General features: G+C 71.9%; 29 protein-coding genes. 18 read left to right on the top strand and 11 right to left on the bottom strand.

From position 1 onward, the window contains the following. Window positions 1-22: 22 nt before the first annotated feature. Complete coding sequence (locus tag ABZ370_RS27490) at window positions 23-487, bottom strand: hypothetical protein (protein WP_358625830.1); 465 nt, start codon at window positions 485-487, stop codon at window positions 23-25. A 120-nt stretch (window positions 488-607) separates the two neighbouring features. On the opposite strand from ABZ370_RS27490, the gene ABZ370_RS27485 reads away from it, so the two are divergent. The 5 genes from ABZ370_RS27485 (at window position 608) to ABZ370_RS27465 (ending at window position 4124) form a co-directional block, all read left to right on the top strand. Then, window positions 608-952, top strand: coding sequence for a PadR family transcriptional regulator (locus tag ABZ370_RS27485; protein WP_358625828.1), 345 nt, complete (start codon window positions 608-610; stop codon window positions 950-952). Further along, window positions 952-1944, top strand: a complete 993-nt coding sequence (locus ABZ370_RS27480) for a hypothetical protein (protein ID WP_358625826.1) — start codon at window positions 952-954, stop codon at window positions 1942-1944. Before ABZ370_RS27485 ends, ABZ370_RS27480 begins: the two co-directional genes overlap by 1 nt. A gap of 120 nt (window positions 1945-2064) precedes the next feature. Then, on the top strand, window positions 2065-2748 hold the full coding sequence (locus ABZ370_RS27475; protein WP_358625825.1) for a cinnamyl alcohol dehydrogenase: 684 nt from the start codon (window positions 2065-2067) through the stop codon (window positions 2746-2748). A gap of 12 nt (window positions 2749-2760) precedes the next feature. Next, window positions 2761-3384: a hypothetical protein gene (locus tag ABZ370_RS27470; protein WP_358625823.1), complete on the top strand. Its 624-nt coding sequence runs from the start codon at window positions 2761-2763 to the stop codon at window positions 3382-3384. 11 nt (window positions 3385-3395) lie between these two features. Further along, window positions 3396-4124, top strand: coding sequence for a fibronectin type III domain-containing protein (locus tag ABZ370_RS27465; protein WP_358625821.1), 729 nt, complete (start codon window positions 3396-3398; stop codon window positions 4122-4124). A gap of 14 nt (window positions 4125-4138) precedes the next feature. On the opposite strand, the gene ABZ370_RS27460 is transcribed toward ABZ370_RS27465, so the two are convergent. The 3 genes from ABZ370_RS27460 to ABZ370_RS27450 form a co-directional block, all read right to left on the bottom strand. Further along, the gene (locus ABZ370_RS27460) at window positions 4139-4945 is read right to left on the bottom strand and encodes a nucleotidyltransferase (protein ID WP_358625819.1); all 807 of its coding nucleotides are present in this window, start codon (window positions 4943-4945) and stop codon (window positions 4139-4141) included. Between the two features lie 142 nt (window positions 4946-5087). Further along, a complete protein-coding gene (locus tag ABZ370_RS27455; protein ID WP_358625817.1) occupies window positions 5088-5819 on the bottom strand; it encodes an NAD(P)H-binding protein in 732 nt (243 codons plus the stop codon). Window positions 5820-5827: 8 nt separating this feature from the next. After that, window positions 5828-6250 carry a cupin domain-containing protein gene (locus ABZ370_RS27450; protein ID WP_358625815.1) on the bottom strand — a complete coding sequence of 141 codons (423 nt, stop codon included), beginning with the start codon at window positions 6248-6250 and terminating at the stop codon, window positions 5828-5830. Between the two features lie 77 nt (window positions 6251-6327). Here ABZ370_RS27450 and ABZ370_RS27445 point away from each other — a divergent pair, with 77 nt between their 5' ends. The 3 genes from ABZ370_RS27445 to ABZ370_RS27435 all read left to right on the top strand — a co-directional run bounded on the left by ABZ370_RS27445 (window position 6328) and on the right by ABZ370_RS27435 (window position 8264). Further along, the gene (locus ABZ370_RS27445; protein WP_358625813.1) at window positions 6328-6807 is read left to right on the top strand and encodes a GNAT family N-acetyltransferase; all 480 of its coding nucleotides are present in this window, start codon (window positions 6328-6330) and stop codon (window positions 6805-6807) included. Between the two features lie 72 nt (window positions 6808-6879). Continuing rightward, entirely contained in the window at window positions 6880-7662 is a 783-nt protein-coding gene (locus ABZ370_RS27440; RefSeq protein WP_358625811.1) for an MBL fold metallo-hydrolase, read from the top strand. Then, window positions 7659-8264, top strand: coding sequence for a VTT domain-containing protein (locus ABZ370_RS27435; RefSeq protein ID WP_358625809.1), 606 nt, complete (start codon window positions 7659-7661; stop codon window positions 8262-8264). The genes ABZ370_RS27440 and ABZ370_RS27435 overlap by 4 nt, the downstream gene beginning before the upstream one ends. Before the next feature lie 128 nt (window positions 8265-8392). Here the strand turns inward: ABZ370_RS27435 and ABZ370_RS27430 are convergent, their stop codons facing one another. Then, window positions 8393-10030 carry an FAD-dependent monooxygenase gene (locus ABZ370_RS27430; protein WP_358625808.1) on the bottom strand — a complete coding sequence of 546 codons (1638 nt, stop codon included), beginning with the start codon at window positions 10028-10030 and terminating at the stop codon, window positions 8393-8395. 204 nt (window positions 10031-10234) lie between these two features. Between ABZ370_RS27430 and ABZ370_RS27425 the strand changes: the two genes are divergently transcribed. From ABZ370_RS27425 to ABZ370_RS27385, 9 genes are all read left to right on the top strand, one after another. Then, window positions 10235-11356, top strand: a complete 1122-nt coding sequence (locus tag ABZ370_RS27425; RefSeq protein WP_358625885.1) for a SchA/CurD-like domain-containing protein — start codon at window positions 10235-10237, stop codon at window positions 11354-11356. A gap of 76 nt (window positions 11357-11432) precedes the next feature. Next, a complete protein-coding gene (locus ABZ370_RS27420; RefSeq protein WP_358625807.1) occupies window positions 11433-11840 on the top strand; it encodes a cupin domain-containing protein in 408 nt (135 codons plus the stop codon). Next, window positions 11837-13099 carry a beta-ketoacyl-[acyl-carrier-protein] synthase family protein gene (locus ABZ370_RS27415; protein WP_358625806.1) on the top strand — a complete coding sequence of 421 codons (1263 nt, stop codon included), beginning with the start codon at window positions 11837-11839 and terminating at the stop codon, window positions 13097-13099. Before ABZ370_RS27420 ends, ABZ370_RS27415 begins: the two co-directional genes overlap by 4 nt. Further along, entirely contained in the window at window positions 13096-14370 is a 1275-nt protein-coding gene (locus ABZ370_RS27410; protein WP_358625805.1) for a beta-ketoacyl synthase N-terminal-like domain-containing protein, read from the top strand. Before ABZ370_RS27415 ends, ABZ370_RS27410 begins: the two co-directional genes overlap by 4 nt. Further along, the gene (locus tag ABZ370_RS27405) at window positions 14370-14627 is read left to right on the top strand and encodes an acyl carrier protein (protein WP_358625803.1); all 258 of its coding nucleotides are present in this window, start codon (window positions 14370-14372) and stop codon (window positions 14625-14627) included. The genes ABZ370_RS27410 and ABZ370_RS27405 overlap by 1 nt, the downstream gene beginning before the upstream one ends. 1 nt (window position 14628) lies before the next feature. Further along, window positions 14629-15093, top strand: coding sequence for an SRPBCC family protein (locus tag ABZ370_RS27400; RefSeq protein ID WP_358625801.1), 465 nt, complete (start codon window positions 14629-14631; stop codon window positions 15091-15093). A gap of 4 nt (window positions 15094-15097) precedes the next feature. Then, window positions 15098-15421, top strand: a complete 324-nt coding sequence (locus ABZ370_RS27395; protein ID WP_358625799.1) for a TcmI family type II polyketide cyclase — start codon at window positions 15098-15100, stop codon at window positions 15419-15421. A 358-nt stretch (window positions 15422-15779) separates the two neighbouring features. Beyond that, window positions 15780-16367, top strand: coding sequence for a hypothetical protein (locus tag ABZ370_RS27390; RefSeq protein ID WP_358625797.1), 588 nt, complete (start codon window positions 15780-15782; stop codon window positions 16365-16367). A 108-nt stretch (window positions 16368-16475) separates the two neighbouring features. Continuing rightward, window positions 16476-17204 carry a class F sortase gene (locus ABZ370_RS27385; protein ID WP_358625796.1) on the top strand — a complete coding sequence of 243 codons (729 nt, stop codon included), beginning with the start codon at window positions 16476-16478 and terminating at the stop codon, window positions 17202-17204. Between the two features lie 95 nt (window positions 17205-17299). Here the strand turns inward: ABZ370_RS27385 and ABZ370_RS27380 are convergent, their stop codons facing one another. The 5 genes from ABZ370_RS27380 to ABZ370_RS27360 form a co-directional block, all read right to left on the bottom strand. Next, window positions 17300-18292, bottom strand: a complete 993-nt coding sequence (locus tag ABZ370_RS27380) for a methyltransferase (RefSeq protein WP_358625883.1) — start codon at window positions 18290-18292, stop codon at window positions 17300-17302. 101 nt (window positions 18293-18393) lie between these two features. After that, the gene (locus tag ABZ370_RS27375) at window positions 18394-19458 is read right to left on the bottom strand and encodes a right-handed parallel beta-helix repeat-containing protein (RefSeq protein WP_358625794.1); all 1065 of its coding nucleotides are present in this window, start codon (window positions 19456-19458) and stop codon (window positions 18394-18396) included. Window positions 19459-19542: 84 nt separating this feature from the next. After that, window positions 19543-20634, bottom strand: a complete 1092-nt coding sequence (locus ABZ370_RS27370; RefSeq protein WP_358625792.1) for an MBL fold metallo-hydrolase — start codon at window positions 20632-20634, stop codon at window positions 19543-19545. A gap of 27 nt (window positions 20635-20661) precedes the next feature. Then, window positions 20662-21882 carry an aminotransferase class I/II-fold pyridoxal phosphate-dependent enzyme gene (locus tag ABZ370_RS27365; RefSeq protein WP_358625790.1) on the bottom strand — a complete coding sequence of 407 codons (1221 nt, stop codon included), beginning with the start codon at window positions 21880-21882 and terminating at the stop codon, window positions 20662-20664. A gap of 121 nt (window positions 21883-22003) precedes the next feature. After that, on the bottom strand, window positions 22004-22747 hold the full coding sequence (locus ABZ370_RS27360; RefSeq protein ID WP_358625788.1) for a GAF and ANTAR domain-containing protein: 744 nt from the start codon (window positions 22745-22747) through the stop codon (window positions 22004-22006). A 259-nt stretch (window positions 22748-23006) separates the two neighbouring features. On the opposite strand from ABZ370_RS27360, the gene ABZ370_RS27355 reads away from it, so the two are divergent. Beyond that, window positions 23007-24098, top strand: coding sequence for a PAS domain-containing protein (locus ABZ370_RS27355; RefSeq protein WP_358625786.1), 1092 nt, complete (start codon window positions 23007-23009; stop codon window positions 24096-24098). A gap of 13 nt (window positions 24099-24111) precedes the next feature. Here ABZ370_RS27355 and ABZ370_RS27350 read toward each other — a convergent pair whose 3' ends face one another. Further along, complete coding sequence (locus ABZ370_RS27350; protein ID WP_358625784.1) at window positions 24112-25041, bottom strand: SigB/SigF/SigG family RNA polymerase sigma factor; 930 nt, start codon at window positions 25039-25041, stop codon at window positions 24112-24114. Window positions 25042-25103: the final 62 nt, after the last annotated feature.

Here is a 25103-nt window from a genome sequence, read left to right as displayed (position 1 = left end):
TTAGAGATTCCGCGGAGGGGTCTCACCGTCTGAGGCGGGCGCGGCCGCTCTCCAGCTCCTCGCGGGCCACCTCCATGAACACCTCGCGCCGTTCGCGCTTGACCGGCGACCGCCCCCGGTCGTCGGGGGTGCGCATCAACGTGTGCAGCAGCGTGGTGTAGTCGTGGGCGGCCTGGGAGACCTCGGTGGAACACACCAGCTCGACCGCCTTCTTCGCCAGCCACAGTTCATGCAGCTTCTCGTCCTCGGGGTCGTCGAGGGTCGGCATTCCGAGCTTTCGGCGGTCAAGGACCAACTCGACCCGCTGGACCGCCTTTAAGAACCCCGATATGGCCTCCTTGCGCTCCGCCCGCGCCACGTCCGCGCGGTGCCGATGGCCGCGCTGCACCTCGACGCGATTCGCCAGGTGCTGCCCGATGAGGGTCCCCGCCGTCCCGAGCAGAACGCCGATCAGGGCGAGAACCGTGCCGTCCGCAACTCCGTCCACGACACCTAGCTTTGATCATGACCCCGCCGGTCCGCCAGGGCATAGGGCAACTCCCTCTGCCGATAGGCTACTCTGAAACCGAACTAGTCGTGGATCGCGAGTAATTCGCCAGGAGGGTAGATGACACGGGCGGACGCCTCGGCCGGATGGCTGCGCGGAACCTTGCAGTTGAGCGTGGCCGCGGTGCTGGCCGAAGCCGACCGGCATGGGTACGCGCTGGTCCAGCGGCTCGCCGAGCACGGTCTCGGGACGGTGCGGGGCGGGGCGCTGTATCCCGTACTCGGCCGGATGGAAACCGACGGCCTGGTCGCATCGCGCTGGGAGCCGGGCGAGGGCGGACCGGGGCGCAAGGTCTACCGGCTCACCGACGCCGGACGCGCCCGGCTGCGCGAGGAGATCGCGCAGTGGCAGGACTTCTCCGCCGCGATGGACGGGCTGATGAAGCGAACCGAGCAGGAGTGGTGATGAGCGAATCCGCAGACATGTGGGAGTTCCGGGCCCGGTTCGCTCTCGCCGAGCGTTCCGTGGGAAATGACGTGTGCGACAGCGTGCTGGCGGAAGTGGCCGCACACTGCGCGGAGAGCGGGGAACGCCCGGAGGACGCCTTCGGGCTCCCGGACGACTTCGCCGAAACCGTGGCGGCCGAGCGGCTCCCCGCCGACGTACGGGCCGGAGCCGACCCCGACGCGTGGACGACCGCCGACTACGCCGTGGTCGTGACCGCGCAGTGGGGCTGGATGACCTTTCTGGTCGGGGCAGGCGAGTTCGTGATGAACGGCCTCATGACCGACCTCACCGCCGCCGCCCTCGTCGGGGGCGTCTTCATCGCCGCCGCCGTAGGCGCCCTGCACGGCGCGCAGTTCGCCCTGCACGCCGGGTCCCGCAACCGCGCGGCCGCTTACGGACTGGCCACCTTCGTCGCCATCGTCCTCACCGTGGTCGCGTTCGCGGAGACGCCCGACACCGTTCTCGCGCACGTGCCCACCCCCGCCATCTGCGTCGTGGGCATCCTGCTCCCCGCATGGGCGCTGTTCTACAACCCGCCGACCGCCCCCGCGCAGGAGCGGCTGCCGTCCGAGGCGTGGCTGCGCAAGCTGCCGCAACTCCTGGAAGGACGCCACGCCCTGCCCCGGGCACGCGCGGCCGAACTCACCCGGGAGGCGAGGCGCCACGCCGAGGAATCCGGGTGCGAGCCCGAGGAGGAGTTCGGGCCCGTGACGACCTACGCGCGACAGCTCGCCAAGACGGAAGCGCCCCGTCGGCACTGGTGGCAGCGGAACGACGTGCGCTCCGGGGCCGGGACCGTGTTCTTCGGCATCTACCTGGTGAACAACCTGCGCAGCCATGGCGCGGTATGGCTGTCAGCGGTGGCCGCCCTCGGCGCGTACGCCAGCGCGGCCCGGCTCATCGGCGACCTGCGCCAAAACGCCAAACCCGACCGACGAGCCGCCGCCTGAGCCAGTCACATCCCTGAACGGGGTCGGGGAAAGTAAAGAAACTTGTTCATTGATATGGACACGCCATCGCCCCTCCCTTACGTTGCGCTGGTCCGGACCATGACGACTGGAGGTGGGCAGATGCCCGCGTTACGCATGCGGGTCAGGGTGGGCGTCGCCGTCGGCGCGCTCATGGCCGCGCTGACGGGGACGGCGACGACCGCGCACGGGGCGGAGGCGGCGGCCGATCCGACGGACGGCTGGACGCAGAAGTCGTACACGTACAGCATGCAGAAGCCGTACAACCTGGATCTCAGCGAGCGCTACAGCTACAACTCCGGCACCAAGACCCACACCATGTGGGTGAACTCCACGGACGAGCCGTTCGAGGAGGGCAGTTCGACCAATCCGCGCACCGAGATGCGCTGGAAGAACGACTACACCTCGGGCAAGCAGATGTGGGACGCCGATGTGTACATCCCGTCCGGCACCAACGGCGCGGACATCATGCAGATCCTGCGCACCAAGCGCCCTTCCGGGACCCCCGCCACCGACATCATGTTCCGGGCGTCCAGCGCGAACGGCGGCACGCTCAAGCGCTACACGAACGAGACCATCAAGACCGGGATCTACAACACCTGGTGGAACTTGAAGGTCGCCCACGACGCGAGCGCCGGAACGATCCAGGTGTACGCCGACGACAAGCTGGTGCTCACCGCCGACGACCGTGGCCCGGCCACGCGCTACTTCAAGAACGGCGTCTACCACCACGGTTCGGGGCGCGCCGAGGCCCGCTTCCGCAACGTGCAGTACTGGGTCAAGTAGAGGGAGGACGACGTGCCGAAGAGGACGCGCCGCCGGACGTTCCGCCTCGTCGCCGGGGTCTCGGCGGCCTGCGGGCTGCTGCTGACCGCGCCGAACGCCGCGCACGCCGAGGTCGAACCGGGCGGCTGGACCGCCGAGTCCCCCGGGTTCAAGGTGCAGGAGCGCGGCTGCGGTGAGGTCGACGACCTCACGTTCAAGCTGACCTGTTCCACCGCGAGCGGCGACCAGCGGGCCGAGCGGCGGTACGACACGTACAAGGGCGGAACCCACCAGTTCGAGGGGTCCTTCCGCATCACCAGCATGAGCGGCACCCGCGTCAGCCTGAAGCAGACGTTCAACGACACGGACGGCAGCGCGGGGCCGTACTTCATGCTGGCCGTCGAGCGTGGCGGGCGGCTGTACGCGGTGCACGGCGGCGACACGATCTCGAACGCCGGGACGGTCGGCGCGACGGTCCGCGTCAACACCGTGCACCAGGTGGGCAAGGAGCACCGTACGTACATCAACGGTTCGCTGAAGCACACCGTGGACAGCCCCGGCGGGAGCTTCTACGACAAGTTCGGCGCCTACCGGACGGGCAGCGGCAACGGCCCGGCCACGGTGGTGTGGAGCAACGTCAAGTTCTGGCGCAAGTAGTGCGCGGATCGGTGCGGGCCCTGGCGGCGGCGGTCCTCGCCGCCGCCGGGCTGACCGGGTGCGCGTCGTCGCCGTCCAGCGGTCACGCCCCGCCCCCGGGGATCCGGCTCACCGCCACCCTGGACTCCCCCGTCGACATCACGCTGCGCTGGCACGGCAGGGCGCCGGGCGGTGCGGCGGGGCGGATCGTGGAGTACGCGACCGCGCCCGAGGGGCCCTGGACGATCCTCCAGTACGTACCGCTGGGCCAGACCTCGTACCGGCATCCGGACCTGATGCCGAAGACCCCATTCCACTACCGGGTACGGCCCTACTACGGCCCCGCGTCCCGGGCCGTCGACGTCCGGCTGCCGAAGGGGCGGTTCGGCGCGGCGGAGCAGAAGAAGGACCACCGCTGGGCGGCGCCCGTGGCCCGCCCGCAGCCGGGGGTGCGTACCCACCCCGTCACCGCGCCATCCGCCGCGCCGAGCGGGCTGCGCGCGACCGTCATGGAGGCCAACGGCATCCGCTTCACCTGGACCGATCACGCCTCCGACGAGCGGGGCCAGCTGCTGGAGGACCGCCCGCGCGGGAGCCGGTGGTTCCGGCCGGTCGCGGTGCTGGACCCGGGCATCACCTCGTTCGGCCTGGTCACCCTGGCGGACGAGAAGCACGCGTCGTACCGGGTGCGCGCCTTCCGCTACGGGTCCGCGTCCAATGTGGTGCGCCTGACGACGGGCCAGGCGCCCGACATGCGATAGCTGTTGACCGTCCATCAGGGACGTGGGGCTCGCTCGCCGTGTACGGCTGTGTATTCGGCCGCGAGCCAGGGGCCGAGGTCGTCGATGAGCATCCCGAGCACCGCCGGGTCGGCCGAGGGGGCGCGGCCGGTGGCCGCGGCGATCCGCATCTGCTCGACACGCTCGGGGTAGTAGCGGCCGAAGAGCTCGGCGGACCGGTCGAGGTCACTGGTCCAGCCACTCCACCGGGGCATGATCAACGTGAACCCCGTACGGACGGTACGACGGCCGACGCCACGGCTGAGGGCCCGTCGATCGGCGTCCGTCGCGGCTTCGGCCGCTCTGGCCCGCCAGCGCGGAAGCAGACGGGCGAGGTCACCGTTGGTCTCCCGCGCGAGGAGGGCCGTGGGGCGGTAACGGGGCAGTTGTTCTGCCAGGTCAGGGCCCAGCAACGGGGTGCAGAGGCAGGCGATGAAGAATCCGGCGTCGTGCCGTTCGATATCGCTGAGCAGAAACCGGGCGCTGCTCAGCAGGACCCCGACCCCATCGACCTGCGGCAACGCACGGTCGAGCACGGCCTCGATCGCCGTGGCGTCGGCGCGGTCGGCTTCGGTGGGCTCGTCGTGGAGGGCGAGCTGAAGGTCGAGGTCGGAGACTCCGGGGGTGGCGGTGCCACGGGGGATGCTGCCGTAGAGGTACGCGCTGTGCAGACGCGTGCCGCCGAACGTCCCGGTGAGCTGAGCGCGGGCGGCATCGACGACGGGGACGAACGCCGCAGGCACCCGGTCAAGCGCGCCTTCGCGTGCGATCGTTCCGTCGCGGTCGAGCCCTCGTTCATCCATGGGGCCACTGTGCCGGGTGCTGCCGTGTGCTGCCGTGTGCTGCCGTGTGATGCCGTGTGCTGCGCCGTGCTGCCGAACGTCTTTCGCTCGGCGGGGCTTCCCGGTTGGTCCGGGAGGCCCCGCCGGGCGGGGGCGGACCGGTTCAGGTCAGCCAGTCGGTGTAGTGGGTGGGGGCGAGGTGGGCGTTGCCCTTGGTGGTGAGGGCGTCGCCGCGGACGGCGCCGAACATGCCCGCGGTGTCGTCGAGGACGACGGTGCGGCTGTCGGAGCGCGCGTCCAGGGTGACCCGGCCGAGTTCGTCGAGGGTGAAGACATCGGGCCCGCCGATGTCGCGGGTGCCGTTCAGCGGGGTGCCGACGGCGGTTTCGGCGACGGCGTCGGCGACGTCCTGCGCGGCGATCGGCTGGATCGGGGTGGCGGGCAGCCGGACGGTGTCGCCGTCGGTGGTCCAGGACAGGACCGCGTCCATGAATTCCATGAACTGGGTGGCGCGGACGATCGAATACGGGACCGACCCGGCCTTGAGGATGTCTTCCTGGAGGACCTTGGCCTGGTAGTAATCCAGCTCGGGCACCAGTTCCGCGCCGACGATCGACAGAATGACGAGGTGCCGCACCCCGCCCTTCTGTGCGGCGGCCAGAAGGTTGTCCATCGAGGTCTGGAAGAACGCCGCCGAGGTGTCGTCGAAGGCCGGGGAATTCGTCAGGTTGATGACGACGTCGGCACCGGCCACCGCCTCTTCCAATCCCTTTCCGGTGATGATGTCGACCCCGGTGGAGGGCGAGCACGCCACCGCCTCGTGGCCTCCCGCCTTCAGATTCTTCACGACCTTCGATCCGATGAGGCCGGTACCGCCGATAACTGCGAGCTTCATGGTCACCTTCACTTCCGCGGAGCGCGTCGGTCCTTGCGCCTGGCCAGTTCCTCGTCGTCGACCAGGGTCAGCATGGGCTGCCCCGGCGCGCACATCATCGTCACGAGGAAACGGCTCCAGGAATCCGTTCGATTGTTCCCGTCCTGATAGTGAATGACGTCGCCACCGGGCTCCCAGAACGTCTCCCCCGCCCGGATCACACGCTCCGGCTCGCCTTCGAGTTCGAAAAGCATCTCCCCTTCGAGCATGTATCCGAACGCCGGACCGGAATGCCGGTGCGGAGGGGCGCCCGGGTCACCCGGGGGGTATTCGACGAGGACGGTCATCGCCTCGGCTCCGTCCGGGATGAACGGCGGATTCGCCGTCTGCAGCGTGGTCAGCGCCGTCTTCCACGTTTCGGACCGCGCATTGCTGGGCTCATTGCTCGGCATGAGTCATAAGTAAAGACCGCGGTGGCCTCCTGGTCGACACGACCCGCGCGAGCATTTTCCCGGTGCAGACTGAGGGCATGAGCGGAACCAGGGTGCGACTGCGTGCGGTGAACCGGGACGACCTCGCCGTCTTCTTCGACTACCACCGGGACACGGAGGCCAACCGGATGGCGGCCTTCACCGCCGAGAACCCGGACGACCGGGGAGCCTTCGACGACCGCTGGGACCGGATTCTCGGCGATGACACCGTGGTCAAGCGGACGGTGCTGTACGACGGGCGGGTCGCCGGGAACGTGCTGGGGTTCGAGCAGTACGGCGACCCGTCCGTCGGCTACTGGATCGGACGCGAGCACTGGGGCAGGGGAATCGCCACCCGCGCCCTGGCCGCCTTCCTGGAAGAGGTGTCGCTGCGCCCGCTGTACGCCCGGGTCGCCGCGGACAACGCCGGTTCGCTGCGGGTGCTGGAGAAGTGCGGGTTCCGGGTGACCCGGGAGGAGCGGGCGTTCGCGGCGGCACGGGGACAGGAGATCGGCGAGCTGGTGCTGGTCCTGAGCTGACTGCCGTCGGGGGCCATCGGAGTGAGAGGATCGGACCCGACGGGGTGGTACGTGCACGACGGGAGGCACCGCGTGTCGGTGGAGATCACCTGGTGGGGGCATGCCACCGCGACCGTGCGCGACTCCGGCGTACGAGTGCTGACCGACCCCCTCTTCGTACGGCGGCTCGCCCATCTGCGCCGCCGCCGCGGACCCGTGCCGCCGCCGGACGCGGCGGTGGCGGACGTCGCGCTCGTCTCGCATCTGCACGCCGACCATCTGCACCTCGGCTCGCTGGCCCGGCTGTGGCCCGGCACCCGGCTGATCGTGCCGTACGGCGCCGGGCGGGCCGTGCCGGGGCTGCGGCGGGTCGCCGCGGCGGGCGATCTGCAGGTCACGGAGGTCCGGCCGGGCGACGAGGTGACGGTCGGCGAGGTACGCGTCCGGGCCGTGCCCGCCGCCCACGACGGCCGCCGTCTGCCGTTCGGGCCGCACCGGGCGCCCGCGCTCGGGTACGTGCTGCGCGGCGAGGCCACCACGTACTTCGCGGGCGACACCGGGCTGTTCGACGCGATGGCCGACGCGGTCGGCCCGTGCGACGTGGCGCTGCTGCCGGTCGGCGGCTGGGGCCCATACCTGGGCCACGGCCACCTCGACGCGGGCCGCGCGGCCGAGGCGCTGGCCCGGCTGGGCGCGCGCAGCGCGGTGCCGGTGCACTACGGGACGTACTGGCCGATCGGCCTGGACGCCGTGCGGCCGCACGAATTCCACGCGCCGGGGGACGACTTCGTCCGCCACGCGGGGCGGCTGGCCCCCGACGCCTCGGTGCACCGGCTGCGGCACGGGGAGTGCGTGCGGCTGGAGCCCGCCAGGTGATAGGCGAACTGGCGCGACTGCCCGCCGAGTCCACGCAGCAGGCCGTGGGCTACCCGTCGCTGTTCCTGCTGGTGGTGCTGGGTTCGCTGGTGCCGGTGGTGCCGACCGGGGCGGTGGTCAGCTCGGCGGCCGTGGTCTCGGTGCACCAGTCCTCGCCGTTCTCGCTGCTGTTCGTCTTCTGTGTCGGCGCGCTGGCCGCGTTCCTCGGGGACCTCGCGCTGTACTGGCTGGGGCGGCGCGGTGTGCGGTCCAAGAACGGTTCACGGTGGCTGGAGCGCATCCACGACCACGCGGCGCCGGAGCGGCTGGACCAGGCGCGGACGAAGCTCACCGAGCACGGGGTGGCGGTGCTGGTCCTGTCCCGGCTGATCCCGGCGGGCCGTATCCCGGTGATGCTGGCCTGCCTGCTGGCCAGCTGGCCGCTACGGAGGTTCGCGCGCGGCGCGGCCCCGGCGGCGCTGGCCTGGGCCGGGACGTACGAGCTGATCGGCCTGCTCGGCGGCTCGCTCTTCCGCGAACCGTGGCAGGGGGTGGCGGCGGCCGTGCTCCTGACGGTGGCGGTCAGCGTGACCCCTGGGGTGTGGCGCCGGGTGCGGCGCTAGTTTGCGGGGGCTCCGCCCCCGCGCCCCCGGTCTTCAAGCGCCGGACGGGCTGGTTTGGGTGCAGATCCGCCCTCGGCCTCCGGTTCCGGGGGCTCATCACCGAGCCCCCGGAACCAGCCGGGGCGCCGTCAGCTGCCGAGACTCAACACCTCCCGCAGGACCTCCGTCAGCAGGGCGTGGGGGTCGGACGCGGCGCGTTCCGCGCGCCAGGCTACGAAGCCGTCGGGGCGGACCAGGACGGCGCCGTCGGGGGCGGTGCCGTGGAGTTCGGCCCAGTCGGTGCCCTGCTCGGGGGCCAGTTCGTGGTCCGGTTCGGTGCCGACGCGGTAGCAGTCGAGGGGGACGCCGAGGGCGTCGGCGGCGCGGCGGCCCGCCTCGTGCCAGGCGGCGCCGCCCGGGCCGGTGAGCAGCACGCAGGTGCGCTCGTACAGGTCGAGGGTGGAGAGCCGGACGCCGCAGCGGTGGACCCACATGTGGGGGGCGCGGCCGCCGGGTTCGGCGGAGATCTCGAAGCGGTCGGGTACGGCGGGGGCGGCGGGGTCGGCGCCGAGGACCGCGCCGTTCGCGTAGCGGTAGCCCATGGCGACGGCCATGACGTTGCTCTGCGGGCCCGCGGTGGGCGGGGCGGAGTAGCCGGGGTGGCTGTGCTCGGCGGAGCGGGAGGCGGCGCGGGCGCTGGTGGCCCGGGCGACGGGCTGCCGCTCGGCGCCGTACGTCTCCAGCAGGCCGGGGCCCGCCCAGCCGCCGAGGACGGCGGCGAGCTTCCAGGCGAGGTTGTGGGCGTCCTGGATGCCGGTGTTGGAGCCGAAGGCGCCGGTGGGGGACATCTCGTGGGCGGAGTCCCCGGCGAGGAAGACGCGGCCGGAGCCGTACACGTCGGCCACCCGCTCGGCCGCGTGCCAGGGCGCCTTTCCGGTGATCTCGACCTCCAGGTCGGGCATGCCGACGGCGGTGCGGATGTGCTGGGCGCAGCGTTCGTCGGTGAACGCCTCCAGCGGCTCGCCGCGCTCGGGGTGCCAGGGGGCGTGGAAGACCCACTGCTCCTGGTTGTCGACGGGCAGCAGCGCCCCGTCGGCCTCGGGGTTGGTGAGGTAGCAGGCGATGAAGCGGCGGTCGCCGACCGCGTCGGCGAGCCGCTTGGCGCGGAAGGTGATGGACACGTTGTGGAACAGCTCGCCGTGTCCGCTCTGGCCGATGCCGAGCGCCTCGCGGACCGGGCTGCGGGGTCCGTCGGCGGCGATGAGGTAGTCGGCCCGGATGGTGGAGCGGACCTCGGTGCGGCGGTCGAGGAGGACGGCGGTGACCCCGTCGGCGTCCTGCTCGAAGGAGAGCAGTTCGGTGCCGAAGCGGAGGTCGCCGCCGAGGTCCTGGGCGGCCTTGAGGAGGACGGGTTCAAGGTCGTTCTGGCTGCACAGGCACCAGGCGGAGGGGCTGATCCGGGCGGCCTTGCCGCCGGGGTCGATGTCCCGGAAGAGCCAGTTGTGCTCGGTTCCGGCGAGCGACGGGGTCTGCATGATGCCGTGGTTGTCGGCCAGGACGGCCGCCGCCTCGCGGATCGCGGACTCCACTCCGGCGGTGCGGTACAGCTCCATCGTGCGGATGTTGTTGCCCCGCCCGCGCGGGTGGTGGGAGGTCCGCGGGTGTTTCTCGACGAGCAGGTGGCCGATCTCCAGACGGCCCAGGAACAGTGAGGCGGACAGGCCCACCAGGGAGCCTCCCGCGATGAGGACGGGCACGCGTGTCGCAGTGTCGGCAAGACGGTTCATCTTGCTGCTATGCCCGGTGTTTCCAGGCCCGTTCGGGGCTCTGACCAGGCGTTCCCTCAGATGGCTCACAAATCTCGCGCCATACGTGGGAGCGCCCCACGATCGGTCTGACGGGCGGCGCATCCAAGGAAGGACGCATCCCCCTAGGAGGAGTGGAATATGAGCACCCTGCCCCAGACTCCACAGCCCACCACGACACCATCCATGACCACGCGGTCCTCGCAGTCCTCATTGGCCGATTCGCGGCTGCGCGTGGTGCTGCTGCTGGATGTGCGCAGCGGTGCCGAGGAGCGTTTTCTGCGTGCGTATGACGAGCTGTGCCAGCAGGTGGCCTCGGTTCCGGGGCATCTCAGCGACCAGTTGTGCCAGTCGATCGAGGACCCCTCCAAGTGGCTGATCACCAGCGAGTGGGAGAGCGCCCCGCCCTTCCTGGCCTGGGTGGACAGCGAGGCGCACCGGGAGATGGTCAAGCCGATGCACGGCTGTGTGGAGGACACCCGGTCGCTGCGGTTCGGCATCCTGCGGGAGACCGAGAACCGGGGCCGGGCGACGGTGACCACCCGTGGGCGGCTGCAGGCGGCGCCGCGGATCGGCGACGGGCTGGTCCGGCACGGTATTACGTTCACCGTCAAGCCCGGTTCGGAGAAGGACGTGGCGGCGATCCTGGCCGACTACGCCTCGCCGGAGACGCGGGTGGACGACACCACCCAGCTGTGCCGGACGTCGCTGTTCATGACCGGCAATCGGGTGGTCCGGACCGTCGAGGTCAAGGGCGACCTGGTGGCGGCGCTGCGCCATGTGTCCCGGCAGCCCGAGGTGCGTGCGGTGGAGGCGGCCGTCAACCCGCATCTGGAGGAGCCGCGCGACCTGGACGACCCGGACGCGACGCGGGAGTTCTTCTTCCGGGCCGCGCTTCCGGTGGTGCACCACCTGACGGCGGTCAACGGGCCGGGCGGCGGCGCGCCCGCGGGCCCGGTGCGGCGGCACGCCCTGAGCTATCCGGTCCGGGCGGGTTCCGGCACGGCCGTGGCCCGGCTGCTGGCCCGCCAGGACGAACTGGCGATGAACTCCGGCACGACGCCCCTGGTGAGCAGCACGATCTTCCAGCAAGAGGACATCGTCGTCCGGATGGTGGACATGAGGGCGCCACTGGACCAGAACCCCGCCCTGGCGGTGGGTGTCGGCGGCAAGCGTGCCGCGGCCGTGCTGAGCCGTCTCATCGATGGCGGCCAGGACCGGGATCTGTCCCACGAGGAAGGGCTGCGGCGCTTCCTCGCGGACTGCGACATGGAGCCGGTCACCGACCGCCGGGCGGCGGACTACTGACCTTCCCCTCCCTTTCCTTACGGCCTTCACGCCCTTTAAGACCCCCTGTCACGTCCCATGTCCGGAGGCACCGATCATGACCACGCAGTCCCCCCACATCGTCGACCTCGCCGATGTCGCTCACAACACGCGGCGCGGCGGCGATCTGCGCGCCATGCTCACCCCGAGCACGGTGGGCGCCACCAGCGGCTTCATGGGCCTGGCCCTGATGCGGCCGGGCGAGCGCATCGGTGAGCACTACCACCCGTACTCCGAGGAGTTCGTGTTCGTCGTCTGCGGCGAGCTGGAGGTGGACCTGGACGGGACCGCGCACCAGCTGCGCCCCGACCAGGGCCTGCTGATCCCCCGCGACATGCGGCACCGCTTCCGCAACGTCGGCGACACCGAGGCCCGGATGGTCTTCCATCTGGGCCCGCTGGCTCCCCGTCCCGAGCTGGGACACGTGGACACGGAGGCCACCGAACCTGCCGAGGCGTCATCGTGACGCGACGGGTGGCGATCACCGGGCTCGGCGTGGTCGCACCGGGGGGCGTGGGGGTTCCGGCCTTCTGGGACATGCTCACCGCCGGGCGTACGGCGACGCGCGCTATCACGCTCTTCGACCCCGCGGGCTTCCGCTCGCGGATCGCCGCCGAATGCGACTTCGACCCGGTGGCCGCCGGGCTGTCCGCGGAGCAGATCGAACGCTCCGACCGGTATGTGCAGTTCGCGCTGGCGGCCTCCAAGGAGGCCGTGCGGGACGCGGGTCTGGAGACCGGCGGCGAGGACCGGTGGCGGATGGGGGTGTCGCTGGGCACCGCGGTGGGCGGCACCACCCGGCTGGAGCACGACTACGTCAAGGTCAGCAACAAGGGCGAGTCGTGGAACGTGGACCACCGGCGGGCCGGGCCGCATCTGCACCGGGCGTTCTCGCCCAGCGCGCTGGCCTCCGGGGTGGCGGAGCTGATCGGGGCGCAGGGACCGGTGCAGACCGTCTCGACGGGCTGCACCTCCGGTCTCGACGCGATCGGGTACGGCTTCCAGGCCATCGAGGAGAACCGGGCCGACGTGTGCGTCGCGGGCGCGGCGGACTCGCCGATCTCCCCCATCACGGTGGCCTGTTTCGACGCGATCAAGGCGACCTCGGCCAACAACGACGACCCCGAGCACGCGTCTCGGCCGTTCGACGCGCGCCGGGACGGCTTCGTGCTGGGCGAGGGCGCGGCGGTGCTGATCCTGGAGGAGCTGGAGCACGCCCGCGCCCGCGGCGCCCGGATCTACTGCGAGATCAGAGGGTTCGCCACCTACGGCAACGCGTACCACATGACCGGGCTGACCCGGGAGGGCCTGGAGATGTCCGAGGCCATCGACCACGCCCTCGGCCACGCCCGGATCGACAGCTCCGACATCGACTACGTCAACGCGCACGGCTCCGGCACCCAGCAGAACGACCGCCACGAGACGGCGGCCGTCAAGCGCTCGCTGGGCGATCACGCGTACCGGACGCCGATGAGTTCGATCAAATCCATGGTGGGGCATTCGCTGGGCGCCATCGGGGCCATCGAGATCGTGGCCTGCACCCTGGCCCTGGCGCACGGCGTGGTGCCGCCCACGGCCAATTACGAGAATCCCGACCCGGAGTGCGATCTGGACTACGTACCGCGCACCGCCCGCTCCCTGCCGCTGCGCCATGTGCTCTCGGTGGGCAGCGGGTTCGGCGGCTTCCAGTCCGCGGTCGTGCTCAGTCATGGGGGTACGTCATGAACGCGACCGCACAGACGACCAGGAATACGGCGGCACACAAGCACGTCCGGGGCGCGGCGATCACCGGAATGGGGATCGTGGCGCCCAACGGCGTGGGCACGGACGCCTTCTGGAAGGGCGTACGGGAGGGGATCGCCTTCCTCGACCAGCTCACCCGCGAGGGCTGCGAGGACTCCCCGCTGCGGATCGCGGGCCAGGTCCGCGGCTTCGATCCGGGCTCGGTGATCGAGGAGCGGTATCTCGTCCAGACCGACCGCTTCACCCACTTCGCGATGGCCGCGGCCGAGCTGGCGCTGGACGACGCGAGGCTGCCGCGCCGCGACATGTCGCCGTACGCGGTGGGCGTGGTGACCGCGTCCGGCTCCGGTGGCGGCGAGTTCGGCCAGCGCGAGCTGCAGCAGCTGTGGGGCAAGGGGCCGCGCTATGTGGGCCCGTACCAGTCCATCGCCTGGTTCTACGCGGCGAGCACCGGCCAGATCTCCATCCGCGGCGGATTCAAGGGCCCGTGCGGGGTGGTGGCCAACGACGAGGCGGGCGGCCTGGACGCGCTCGCGCACGCCTGCCGGTCGATCCGGCACGGGGCGGACGCGATCGTGGTGGGCGCCGCCGAGGCGCCGCTCGCCCCCTACTCGGTGGTCTGCCAGCAGGGGTACGAGGAGATGAGCCTGGCCCGGGACGCGGGCCGGGCCTATCTGCCGTTCACCGCCGACGCCTGCGGCTTCGCGCCGGGCGAGGGCGGGGCGATGCTCGTCGTCGAGGAGGAGGGCGCGGCGCTGCGCCGCGGGGCCCGGGTCCGGGGCCGCATCCTCGGCCACGGCGCGACGTTCACCGGCCCGTCGAACTGGGAGCGGTCCCGGGAGGGGCTCGCGCAGGCCATCCGCGTCGCGCTGGCCGAGGCCGGGTGCGCCCCGGAGGAGGTCGACGTGGTGTTCGCGGACGCCGTCGGCACACCGGAGGCGGACCGCGCCGAGGCGCTGGCGATCACCGACGCGCTCGGCGCGCACGGTCGCCGGGTGCCGGTGACCGCCCCCAAGACCGGCTTCGGCCGGGCGTACTGCGCGGCGCCGGTGCTGGACGTGGCGGCCGCGGTGCTCGCCATGGAACACCGCGTCGTGCCGCCCACCCCGTACGTCACCGACGTCTGCCACGACCTCGACCTCGTCACCGGCAGTTCCCGGCCCGGGCGGCCGCGGACCGCGCTGGTGCTCAGCCGGGGGCTCATGGGTTGCAACGCGGCGCTCGTGCTCCGCGGCCCGGAAGGAGATATCTGATGCCCAGTCAACTGTCCTACGAAGATCTGGCCTCGCTCATGAAGGGCTGCGCCGGACTGACCGTCGACCCGGAGCGGATGCGCACCCGGCCGGACTCCACGTTCGACGAGTACGGACTCGACTCGCTCGGCCTGCTCGCGATCGTCGGTGAGCTGGAGAACCGGTACGGCACCCCGATCGAGCCCGGTGCCGAGAGCGCCAAGACACCCGGCGACTTCCTCGACGCCATCAACACCTCACTCACCACGGGAGCATGAGATGACCGGCCACACCGACAACGAGATCCTGATCAAGGCCCCTCTGGACCTCGTCTGGGACATGACGAACGACCTGGAGAACTGGCCGGACCTGTTCAGCGAGTACGCGTCGCTGGAGGTGCTCCAGCGGAACGGCGACACCACCACCTTCCGGCTGACCATGCACCCCGACGAGAACGGCAAGGTCTGGAGCTGGGTCTCCGAGCGCGAGACGGCCCGCGACGTGCGCACGGTCTGGGCGCGCCGGGTGGAGACCGGGCCGTTCGCCTTCATGAACATCCGCTGGGAGTACGAGGAGGAGTCGGATGGCACCCGGATGCGCTGGACCCAGGACTTCGAGATGAAGCCGGACGCACCGGTCGACGACGCCGGAATGACCGAGCACATCAACCGAAACTCCAAAATCCAGATGGAGTTGATCCGGGACAAGATCGAGCAGCGCGCACGCGCGCGGGTGGGGGCGTGAGGAAATGCACCGTGAACTGATCGTGGCCCGGATGAAGGAGAACGCGGCGCAGGACATAGCCGCCGTCTTCGACGCGTCCGACCGCCATGGGGAACTGCCGCATCTGATAGGTGTGCGCGGCCGGAGTCTGTTCCAGTTCGGCGATGTGTATCTGCATCTGATCGAGGCCGACAATCCGCCGGGGCCCGAGGTCGCGCGGGTGGTCGGCCATCCGGAGTTCCGCACCATCAGCGAGCGGCTGTCGGCGTACGTGGAGGCCTACGACCCGGCGACCTGGCGTGAGCCGAAGGACGCCATGGCGAACGAGTTCTACCGCTGGGAGCGCTAGGAACCGGGCCGGGCAAGGGCCCGGCCCGCTTATCGACAGGCTGATTTCGAACCGGCTGCCGCACATCGCGGAAGCCGGTTCCGGCGTTTCGGGAGAGGCCCCCGAAGGTTTTGGGAAAAGGTCCCCGAAGGCGTCAAAATGCCTGTCGGCCAATCAGATGAATGACCATCAGCCCATTCGCGCGGCAACGGAGTGATCCAGAGGCCGAACTCCACTCGGAAAGCTTACATCCGTCAGATTTGCTGGCCGCGTCAGGTGGCAGCGGGGCTCCTCTTCGCTGACGGTGGTTAAGACGCCGACGCGATCCCTTTGTCTGGCAAATGGTCAGTAATCGCGCCGGTGCCGGAAGGAATGACTCATGCGATCTACTCGCGCACTCTTCGCCGGGGCGGCGATTGCCGCCACCCTGACCCTGGGCGCCCCCGCCGCCGCCGCTTTCGCTGCCGACGTCTCGGACCCGGGTGGTCACGGCGGGTACTCGAGCAGCCAGGAGTCCTCCGAGGACGGCTACGGTCAGAGCGGAAGCTCCTGGAAGGACAAGGACAAGGAGCAGAAGGAAGACCACGGCAAGGAAGAGCAGGGCAAGGAAGAGCACGGCAAGGAAGAGATGAAGGGCAAGGACGAGGGCCCCCGCGAGCACGACTGGTCCAGCGACCCCAGCAAGGGCAAGGACGAGGAGCCCCGCGAGCACGACTGGTCCAGCGACCCCAGCAAGGGCAAGGACGAGGAGCCCCGCGAGCACGACTGGTCGGGCAAGAAGGGCGGCGACTGGGACGGCGGGTCCTGGAAGAGCCACGAGAAGCCCAAGGGCGGCGTCCACACCGGTGGCGGCGGCATGGCCTCCACGGGCAGCGGCATGGCCGCCGGTTCGGTTCTGCTCCTCGGTGGTCTCGGCGCCGGCGCCTACGCCCTGCGTCGCCGCAAGCCGTCCGGCACCGCTATCTGAGCCTGACGCTTCTGAAAGAACCCGTGCTGCCGTGGCACCACCGCTCGCTTCGGCGGAGGTGCCACGGCAGCGCCACGGACGGGCGCTGTGAGAAAGGCGAACACCCGCATGGGCAAAAAGGACAAGCAGGGCGGTAATGACGGCAACACCCGCACGCTCCGATGGGCCGCGGCGTCGGCTCTCATCGGTGTCTTCCTGATCTACAACTCGGTCGACGCGTCCTCCCAGTCCTCCCCGGTGGCACCGGCCACGCCCTCGGTCACCGCCTCCGACGCGGATACGCAGCCGGAGACGGCGGAGGTGCCCCCGGAGGAGCGGCCCGACGCGCAGGCACCGGCGGCCAAGCCCGCCTCCCGGCCCGGGCCCGCGCTGCCGCCGTCGACCCCGAACCAGCTGGATATCCCCTCCATCGGCGTGAGCGCCCCGTTCACCGCGCTGGCGCTCAACCCGCAGGGAACGCTGATCCCGCCGCCCGACACCGACAACAACCTCGTCGGCTGGTACAAGGCCGGCCCCTCCCCCGGTGAGCGCGGCAACGCCATCGTGGCCGGGCACGTGGACACCAAGACCGGCCCCGCGGTGTTCTCGATGCTCAGCTCCCTGAAGGCGGGCGGCAAGGTGACCATCACCCGCGACGACGGCATCCTCGCCACGTTCGTCGTCGACAAGGTGCGGACCTACAAGAAGAAGGACTTCCCGGACCGGCAGGTGTACGGGGACACCAACGACGCCCAGCTGCGCGTGATCACCTGCGGCGGCGCCTACGACCACACCGCTAAGGACTACACGGCGAACGTGGTGGCGTTCGCCCACCTCAGCTCGTTCCGCTGGGCCTGAGCCGCCCACGGACGCGGCGACCTCACGAAGCGCCGAAACCACGAAGGTGCCCGCGGGTGCGGGCACCTTCGTCGCGTTGCGTCGCGCACCGGCGGCTAGCCGGGCACCGTGCTGTCGATGGCGTGCAGATACGAGTTGACGGGACGGCTCTCGGTGACGTTCAGCCCGGCCTCGGTCATCCGCGCCACCAGGCTGTCCGTGGTGTGCTTGCGGCCGCCCACGTTGAGCAGCAGGAACAGGTCCATGGCCGTGGTGAACGAGGAGCGGCTGTTGTCGATGAGGTTCTCGATGACGAGGACCCGGGCGCCCGGCCGCGCGGCCGCGACCACGTTGGCCAGGGTGCGGCGGGTGTTCTCGTCGTTCCACTCCAGGATGTTCTTGATGATGTAGAGGTCGGCCCGCACCGGGATCTCCCGGCGGCAGTCGCCCGGCACCAGTGTGGCCCGGTCCGCGAGCGCGCCGCCGTCCCGCAGCCGGGGGTCGGCGCCCGCCACCACCTGCGGCAGGTCCAGCAGGGTGCCGCGCAGATCGGGGTGCCGTTCCAGGAGGCTGGCCAGCACATGGCCCTGGCCGCCGCCGATGTCGGCGACCTCCTTGATCCCGTCGAGGTCGGCGAAGGCCGCGACATCGGCCGCGGACTGCCGGCTGGAGGTGGTCATGGCCCGGTCGAAGACCACGGCCGACTCGGGCGCGTCCTCGTGCAGATAGGTGAAGAAGTCCTTGCCGTAGAGGTCGTTGAAGATGATGCCGCCGGAGCGCACCGCCCGGTCGAGCCGCGGCCAGGCCTCCCAGGTCCACGGCTCGGTGCACCACAGGGAGATGTACCGCAGGCTGTGCGGGGCGTCCTCGCGCAGCAGCCGTGACATCTCGGTGTGGACGAAGCGGCCGTCGTCGGTCTCGGCGAAGATCCCGCAGCAGGCCAGGGCGCGCAGCAGGCGGCACAGCGGGTCGGGTTCGGCGTCCACCGCGGCGGCGAGTTCACCGACGGAGGTGGGCTGCTCCCCCAGCGCGTCGGCGACGCGCAGCCGGGCGGCGGCGCGTACGGCGGCGGCCCGGGCGGCGCCGAAGGCGATCTCCCGCAGCTGCATGGCCGCCGCCTGGGGCGCGGCCGCCGGGGTGTCGGGGGCCCCGCCCTCGGGCGCCGGGGCGCCGGGGGCCGGAGTGGCAGTGGTGGTCATGACGCCGCCTCTCAGCAACGGCCGGTGGGCACGGACAGGGTGCAGACGTTGCCGGTGAAGACGTTGCCGGGGCCCTTGTCCCGGTCGGCCATGTCGGCGGGCTTGTTGCCGGTGAGCACGTTGCGGCTGATGGCGTTCTTGCTGTTGGCGATGCCGACGACGCTCTTGAACAGCACGATCCCGCCGGACATGGGCGAGGTGCCGACGTTGTCGTGCACCTGGTTGCCGGTCACCCGGGTGGTCTCGGCGCCGGTGAGCACGATGCCCGCGCCCTGGATGAACGGCAGCCGGGCGTTGGGCGCGCAGTAGGAGTTGTTCGCCTGGACGGCGTTGTGGGCGATCGTCAGGTCCCCGGCGCGCGGCTTGGACTCGTCGCCCACGACGAACACCCCGCCGCAGTTGCCGGCCGCGGTGTTCTGCTCGACGGTCAGGTTCCGCAGCCGGCGCACCACGACGCCGATCCGGTTGCCGGTGAGCCGGTTCTCGGCGACCCGGGTGCCCTTGGCGTCGGTGGCGCCGCCCTCGGCGTCGACGGTGTTCGCCAGGAAGATGCCCGACTCCTTGTTGTTGCGGGAGACGTTGCGGACGAAGACGCCGCGGGTGGACAGCTGCTGGCCGATGCCCTGCTGCCCGTTCTTCTCGGCGAGGGTGTCGCGTACGTCCATCCGGACGGTGCGGGAGCCCCAGATGCCGTTCTTGGGGAAGCCGCTGACGGTCAGCGAGCGGATGCGGACATTCCTGACGGGGTGTTGGGCCGTACCGGTGACGCAGACGCCGTGTCCGGCCTTGCCGCAGGCGTTGGCCGACGCCGTGTCGGGGGCGGTGAGGACGGTCGTCCGGCCCGCGCCGCGCAGGGTCAGGGTCTTGGTGATCTGGACGTTCTCCCGGTAGACCCCGGCCCGCAGCCGGATGGTGTCCCCGGGCAAGGCCGCCTTCACCGCGGCCTGGATCGACTGGCCCGGCTTGACGGTGTGCACGGTGGGGGCCGGGGCGGCGTGGGCGCCCGGCAGCTGGGTGAGTTCGATGGCGAGCGCGGCCGTGAGGCCCGCGACGTAGCGAAGCTTTCGTGTGCGCATGAACAGGAAGTTATGGGTGGTATGCACTACTCGCCACTTATCGCACCTCTTGCCCTGCACGCCCTTTGGGGCCCGGTGTGCCCGCTATTCGAGCACCCGGGAGCCGCCGACCGGCAGGTCCCACAGCTCCTCGCGGGGACGGCCCGTCGCCTCGAAGGCGGCGCGGACCCGGTGCAGGGGCTCCAGCGGCGGTTCGGCGGAGAGCAGGAACGTCGACCAGTGCATGGGGACGAGCGTGCGCGCCCCGAGGTCCTGATACGCCCGTACGGCCTCGTCGGGATCGGTGTGCACCGGGCGGAGCATCCAGCGCGGTTCGTACGCGCCGATCGGCAGCAGCGCCAGGTCGATGCCCGGGTAGCGGCGGCCGATCTCCCGGAACCAGTGGCCGTAGCCGGTGTCGCCCGCGAAGTACACCCGCTGCCCGCCGGGCGCGGTGACGACCCATCCGCCCCACAGCGAGCGGCAGGTGTCGGTCAGGGTGCGCTTGCTCCAGTGGTGCGCGGGGACGAAGTCGAAGCGGACCGGGCCGCCCTCGCCCGGCAGTTCGGCCGCCTCCCACCAGTCCAGCTCGGTCACCCGGGTGAACCGGCGCGCCCGGAACCACCCGCCCAGCCCGGCCGGGACGAACAGCGGCGTGGCCCGGGGCAGCCGCTTGAGGGTGGGGGCGTCGAGGTGGTCGTAGTGGTTGTGGCTGATGACCACCGCGTCGACCGGCGGCAGATCCTCCCAGCGCACCCCCGGCGGGGTGACCCGGGCCGGGGTGCCGAGGATTCGGCGGGCCCAGACCGGGTCGGTGAGCACGGTCAGTCCGCCGGTCCGCAGTACCCAACTCGCATGCCCCGCCCAGGTCAGCGCCGTCTGTGCCGGGCCGATCGGCGGCAGCGGCTCGGGGGCGAAGGGGAGGTCCGGGATCTGGCGCAGCGACTCCACCGGCGGCCGCAGCCGCCCCTCGCGGGCCAGCCGGGCGAGGGCGCGCACCCCGGGCAGCGGGGAGGTGAGCCGGTGGAGATACGACCGCGGCCAGGTGCGGACCTCGCCGAGCGGCCGCGGGGCGGGCAGCGGCGGGGTCGGGGGCAGGGGCGCGACGGGAGTCAGCGGGCCCGCGCGGGGCGGCCGGGGCGGGAGGGGCGCGCCCCGGCCCTCGTCCGCTTCGGTGGGTTCGGCCTGGTCGGTCATGGAGGCGCTCCCTTCACGGTCGGCCGGTCACGGCGCCCCGGCCCGGACGAGGTCCCGGAACGCCGCCTCGAAGGCGGCCAACTCCTCCGCCACCGAGGGGAGTTCGAGCGGGTCCGGGGCGGCCAGCGCGGCGAGCCGCAGCTCGTCCGACGCCCCGAGCAGCGGCAGCGTCGCCAGCCGGACCCGCAGGGTGTGCGGCGGGTCGCCGAACCGGTGGCCACCGGCCACCGCCGGGCCCAGCCGCCGGGCCAGTTCGCGTTCCAACTCCACCGAATCGGTGAGGGAGCGGGCGGCCAGCACCCCGCGCAGCTCGTCGAGGTCCGCGTACAGCTGACGGCCTGCCCGCGGCGGGCGGCAGAGCGCGCCGACGGCGGTCAGCGCCCGGTACGCCGCGGCCGCCACCGCCCCGTGCGCGCGGGCGGCGGCGGCCATCCGGCCGCGGACCGGCTCGGGCTCGGTGAGCGCGTACGCGGCGGCCACCGAGACGGGCGCGGGCAGCCCGCCCCGTACGGCGGTGAGCGTGGACAGCACCCGGGCGCGCAGCTCGTCCCCGCGCTCGGTGGCCGGGAAGCGGGCCACCGCGGCGGGCCAGCCGACCGGGGTGAAGGCGCCTGCGAGGTCGGTGAGCACGACCACGTCCTCAGGTGCCATCTCGGCCGGGCTCAGCAGCACCGTGCCGTGCCGATGGTGCACGGTGTCCCGCCACGTCTCGTCGCTCACGATCAGCAGCCCCTCGGCCACCGCCGCCTCGCACACCTCGTGCAGCAGCTCGGGCGGGGCCACGGTGCCGGTCGGGTCGTCGGCGACGGACAGCAGCAGGATGCGCGGCACCCCGCCCTCGGCCCGGACCCGGCGGACGGTCTCCAGCAGCGCGAACGGATCGGGCAGCCCGCCGCACTCGGCCGGTACCGGGGCGTGGTGGCCGCGCCGGTCCACCAGCCGCACCAGCGGCTCGTACCAGGCGGCGCAGGGGCGGGGCAGCAGGACATCGCCGCCGGGGGCCGAGGCGAGCAGCGCGAGCAGCAGCGGTTCGGCGCCGGGGGCGGCCACGACATGCGCCGGGTCGGTCCACAGCCCGCGCCGCGCCCAGTAGCCGCAGGCGGCCGTGCGCAGGTCGGCGGAGCCGCCGACCGGCTCCGGCGCGACCCGGTCCGCGGCCGCCGCGAAGCAGGCGGCCAGCTCCGGGAGGACCGGCAGCCCGCCGTCGTCCCGGTCGGCCGGGGCCGGTGCGGTCCACTGCCGTTGCATGCGTCCACACCTTTCGTCATGTGTGCACGTGTGTGCCGACCTGTCCACCTTCGCAGATCCGCGGTGGCGGCGGCGGGGGACGACACTCAGCCGTCGGGACGATCACGAACGGAGGGGCCGGCTAGGAGGCGCCGTCCTGGTCCAGGGCGATCAGCTGGCGCTCCAGGCCGCGGCCGCGGGTCCGTACGACCGTCTCGGCCAGCTCCACCAGCTTGCGGTTCGTCCGCTGCGAGGTCCGGCGCAGCAGGTCGAAGGCGCGGTCGGCGTCGCACCCCAGCACGTACATCACGATCCCGGACGCCTGGTCGACGACCGGGCGTGACCGCAGCGCGGCGTCCAGCTGATCCACCTGGACGAGGGCGGCCTGGTACAGGCGGTCCCGGGCCAGGCTCTCGGTGGTGAGGTCGCCGAGCAGCTCGGTGGCGCCCTGGGCCGCCTTCTCCAGGGAGCCGGGCCGCAGACCGTAGAGGGAGATCGTCACCGACAGCCCGTCGCATTCGAACGGCAGCGTCGCGCTGGACCGCACCCCCGCGTCCAGCGCCCGGGCCCGGAAGCGCGGCCAGCGCACATCGTGCAGCAGATCGTCGGCGCCCGCCGGGCGGCCGGTGTCCAGGGCGGCCAGGATCGGGCCCTCGCCCGACATCATCTGCACCGACACCAGCGCCGACAGGTCGGGGTGGGTGGCGGCGGTCGTGCGGTCGTCCTCCACGCCGAGGGACGCGTCCTGGGGAAGGAGCGCCGTGGCGGTGGCCCCGCAGCTGGCCGGAGTGCACGAGGCGGCCTGTTCCGCGAGCTCCGCGAGGCCCCGGCCGAGCGACGGGGCGTCGGTCTGGCACTGCGGACGGCTGTACGAGCGTTCCGGCATCGCCGATTCCGGTCCTTTCCCTCGGTAGGGCAGCAGGGGTCCTGTTTCGTTCGGCTTCCCGCTGCCTTGCGCGGAAAACAACACCCGGCCGGTGCCCCATAGCCGGTCCCGCTACGGTGTGCGCATGTCCCGGGCGCAGGATTTTGGTGCGGATCTCACGGATTTCCGCAGACGTGTCGATGAACTGAGAACGGCGAGGGCACTTCCCTCGCAAGAGCGGCTGTCCGTACTGGACGCCGCTCTTTTCGAGCTTCAGCACGTGGTGGACGTGCTGTGGCCACGCTACGAGGAGCTGGCCGCGGCCAGCCGCGTCCCCCCTGGAGGCCGGGCCGACCCGCATGAACAGCAGCTGCTGCGCGCTCTGTTCCAGCGCCTGCCGATCCCCGTCGTCTTACTCGACCGGGAGTCCGTCGTACGGCGTATGAACTTCGCCGCGACCCAGCTGTTCAACACCCGCGCCGGGTACGCCACCGGCCGCCCGCTGACGTCGTCGCTGCGCCGGGACGGGCAGGCGGCGCTGCGTTCGCAGGTCGCGGCGGTGGCGCGTGGGGAGGGCGGGCGCAGTCTGACGGTGCGTCTGTCGCAGCCGGGGTGGGACGGTTCGCTGCGGGTGACACTGGCGGCCCTGCGGCCGCCGGGCGAGCCGCAGCCCGCGGTGCTGGCCGCCTTCCAGCCCGACCGCGGCGCCCCGGTGGCCGCCTCCTCGGCCACGCTCCCGGTGCCGAGGACCGCGGAACAGGACAGCAGGGACGGCAGGGACCCCCTGGACGGGGCGTTCGCGCAACCGGATCTGGCCGAGGTGACGCGCCACGCCGAACTGCTGGACCTGGTCGACGACATGGCGACCGCCCTGCTGCGGGTCACCCTCGCGGGCAGCGGCCCGGAGGAGGTGCTCGGGCGGGCGGCGGAGCTGCTGCACGCCCGGTTCGCGGACTGGGTGATCGCCGACCTGGCCACGGACGCCACCGGAGCGCCGCACCGGATGGTGGTGCTCGGCCCGGCCGAGGCGGCCGGGGAGCGTACGGCGTCGCTGGCCGGCCAGGACCCGGCCGACTGCCCGCTGGTGGCCGACGCGCTGGACGACGGGGTCTCGGCCCTGCGGGTGAGCCCGCCCGACGCGAACGCCTTCGGCCGGGACTCCACGGGCGCGCCCGTGCTCGTCCGGGAGGAGGTCACCTCGCTGCTCTGCATCCCGCTGCGGGTCTCGCCCACGTCCCCGGTGGTCGGCGCGCTCACGCTGTTCCGTACGGGCGGGCGGAGCGCCTTCGAGATGGCGGAGGCGGGGGCGGCGGACCGCCTCTCCCGCCACATCGCGCTCGCCCTCACCCGCCCCCGGGTCCGGGACGCCTGAGCGGCGGACGGCGTCAGGCGGCTTCCGCGTCGGCCTGTGCGGCCTGTGCGGCCTGGTCGACTTCGTCGGCCTGTGCGGCCTGGTCATCATCGTCAACCTGGTCGACATCGTCGACCTCGTCGCACAGGCGCTCGCAGGTGCGGCTGATCAGCCGGGAGACATGCATCTGGGAGATGCCCATCCGGTCGGCGATGCGGCCCTGCGTCTCGTCGCAGAAGAACCGCAGGTAGAGGATGCGCCGTTCGCGTTCGGGCAGGGCCGCCAGGCACGGCTTGAGCGCCTCGCGCTGGACGACGCGGTCGTAGGAGGGCTCGGCCGAGCCGAGGGTGTCGACGAGCGCGTATCCGTCGTCGGCGCCGCGCAGTTCGGCGTCCAGGGACAGCGTGCTGTAGCTCTCCAGCGCCTCCATCCCGGCCCGGACGTCGTCCTCGCTCATCCCGGTGTGCGCGGCGACCTCCGCGACGCCCGGCGTGCGGCCGTCCGGGGTGCGGGTCAGCTCCTGGACTGCCGTACGGACCCGGTTGCGCAGTTCCTGGACCCGGCGCGGGACGTGCAGGCCCCACAGGTGGTCGCGGAAGTGGCGCTTGACCTCGCCGACCACCGTCGGCACGGCGTAGCTCTCGAAGGCCGTGCCGCGGTCCGGGTCGTACCCCTTGACTGCCTTGACCAGGCCGAGCATGGCGACCTGGCGCAGATCCTCGGCGGCCTCGCCGCGGTTGCGGAACTGCCCGGCCAGCCGTTCGGCCATCGGCATCCACGCGCGGACGACGTCCTGGCGCAGGGCTTCCTTCGACGGGCCGTCCGGCAGGGCGGCGATGCGGCGGAACCGGTCGGTGGTGTCGGGGGCGTCGCCGTGCGCGTGCCTGGGCTTGCGGGAATGTGCCTGGCGGGGGTGTACCTGCCGCGGGTGTGTCTGCCGCGGGTGCGTTCGTACGGCTGTCATGCGCCCGTGCCTCCCTTGGGCTAAGGTGTGTCACCGTGGGAGCAAAACGGGCAAATGGGGCG

It is taken from the genome of Streptomyces sp. NPDC005962 (genome assembly GCF_040629205.1).
Classification (GTDB): Bacteria; Actinomycetota; Actinomycetes; order Streptomycetales; family Streptomycetaceae; genus Streptomyces.
Note: the sequence above shows the minus strand (reverse complement) of the source record. Positions and strands in the feature narration are given on the sequence as shown.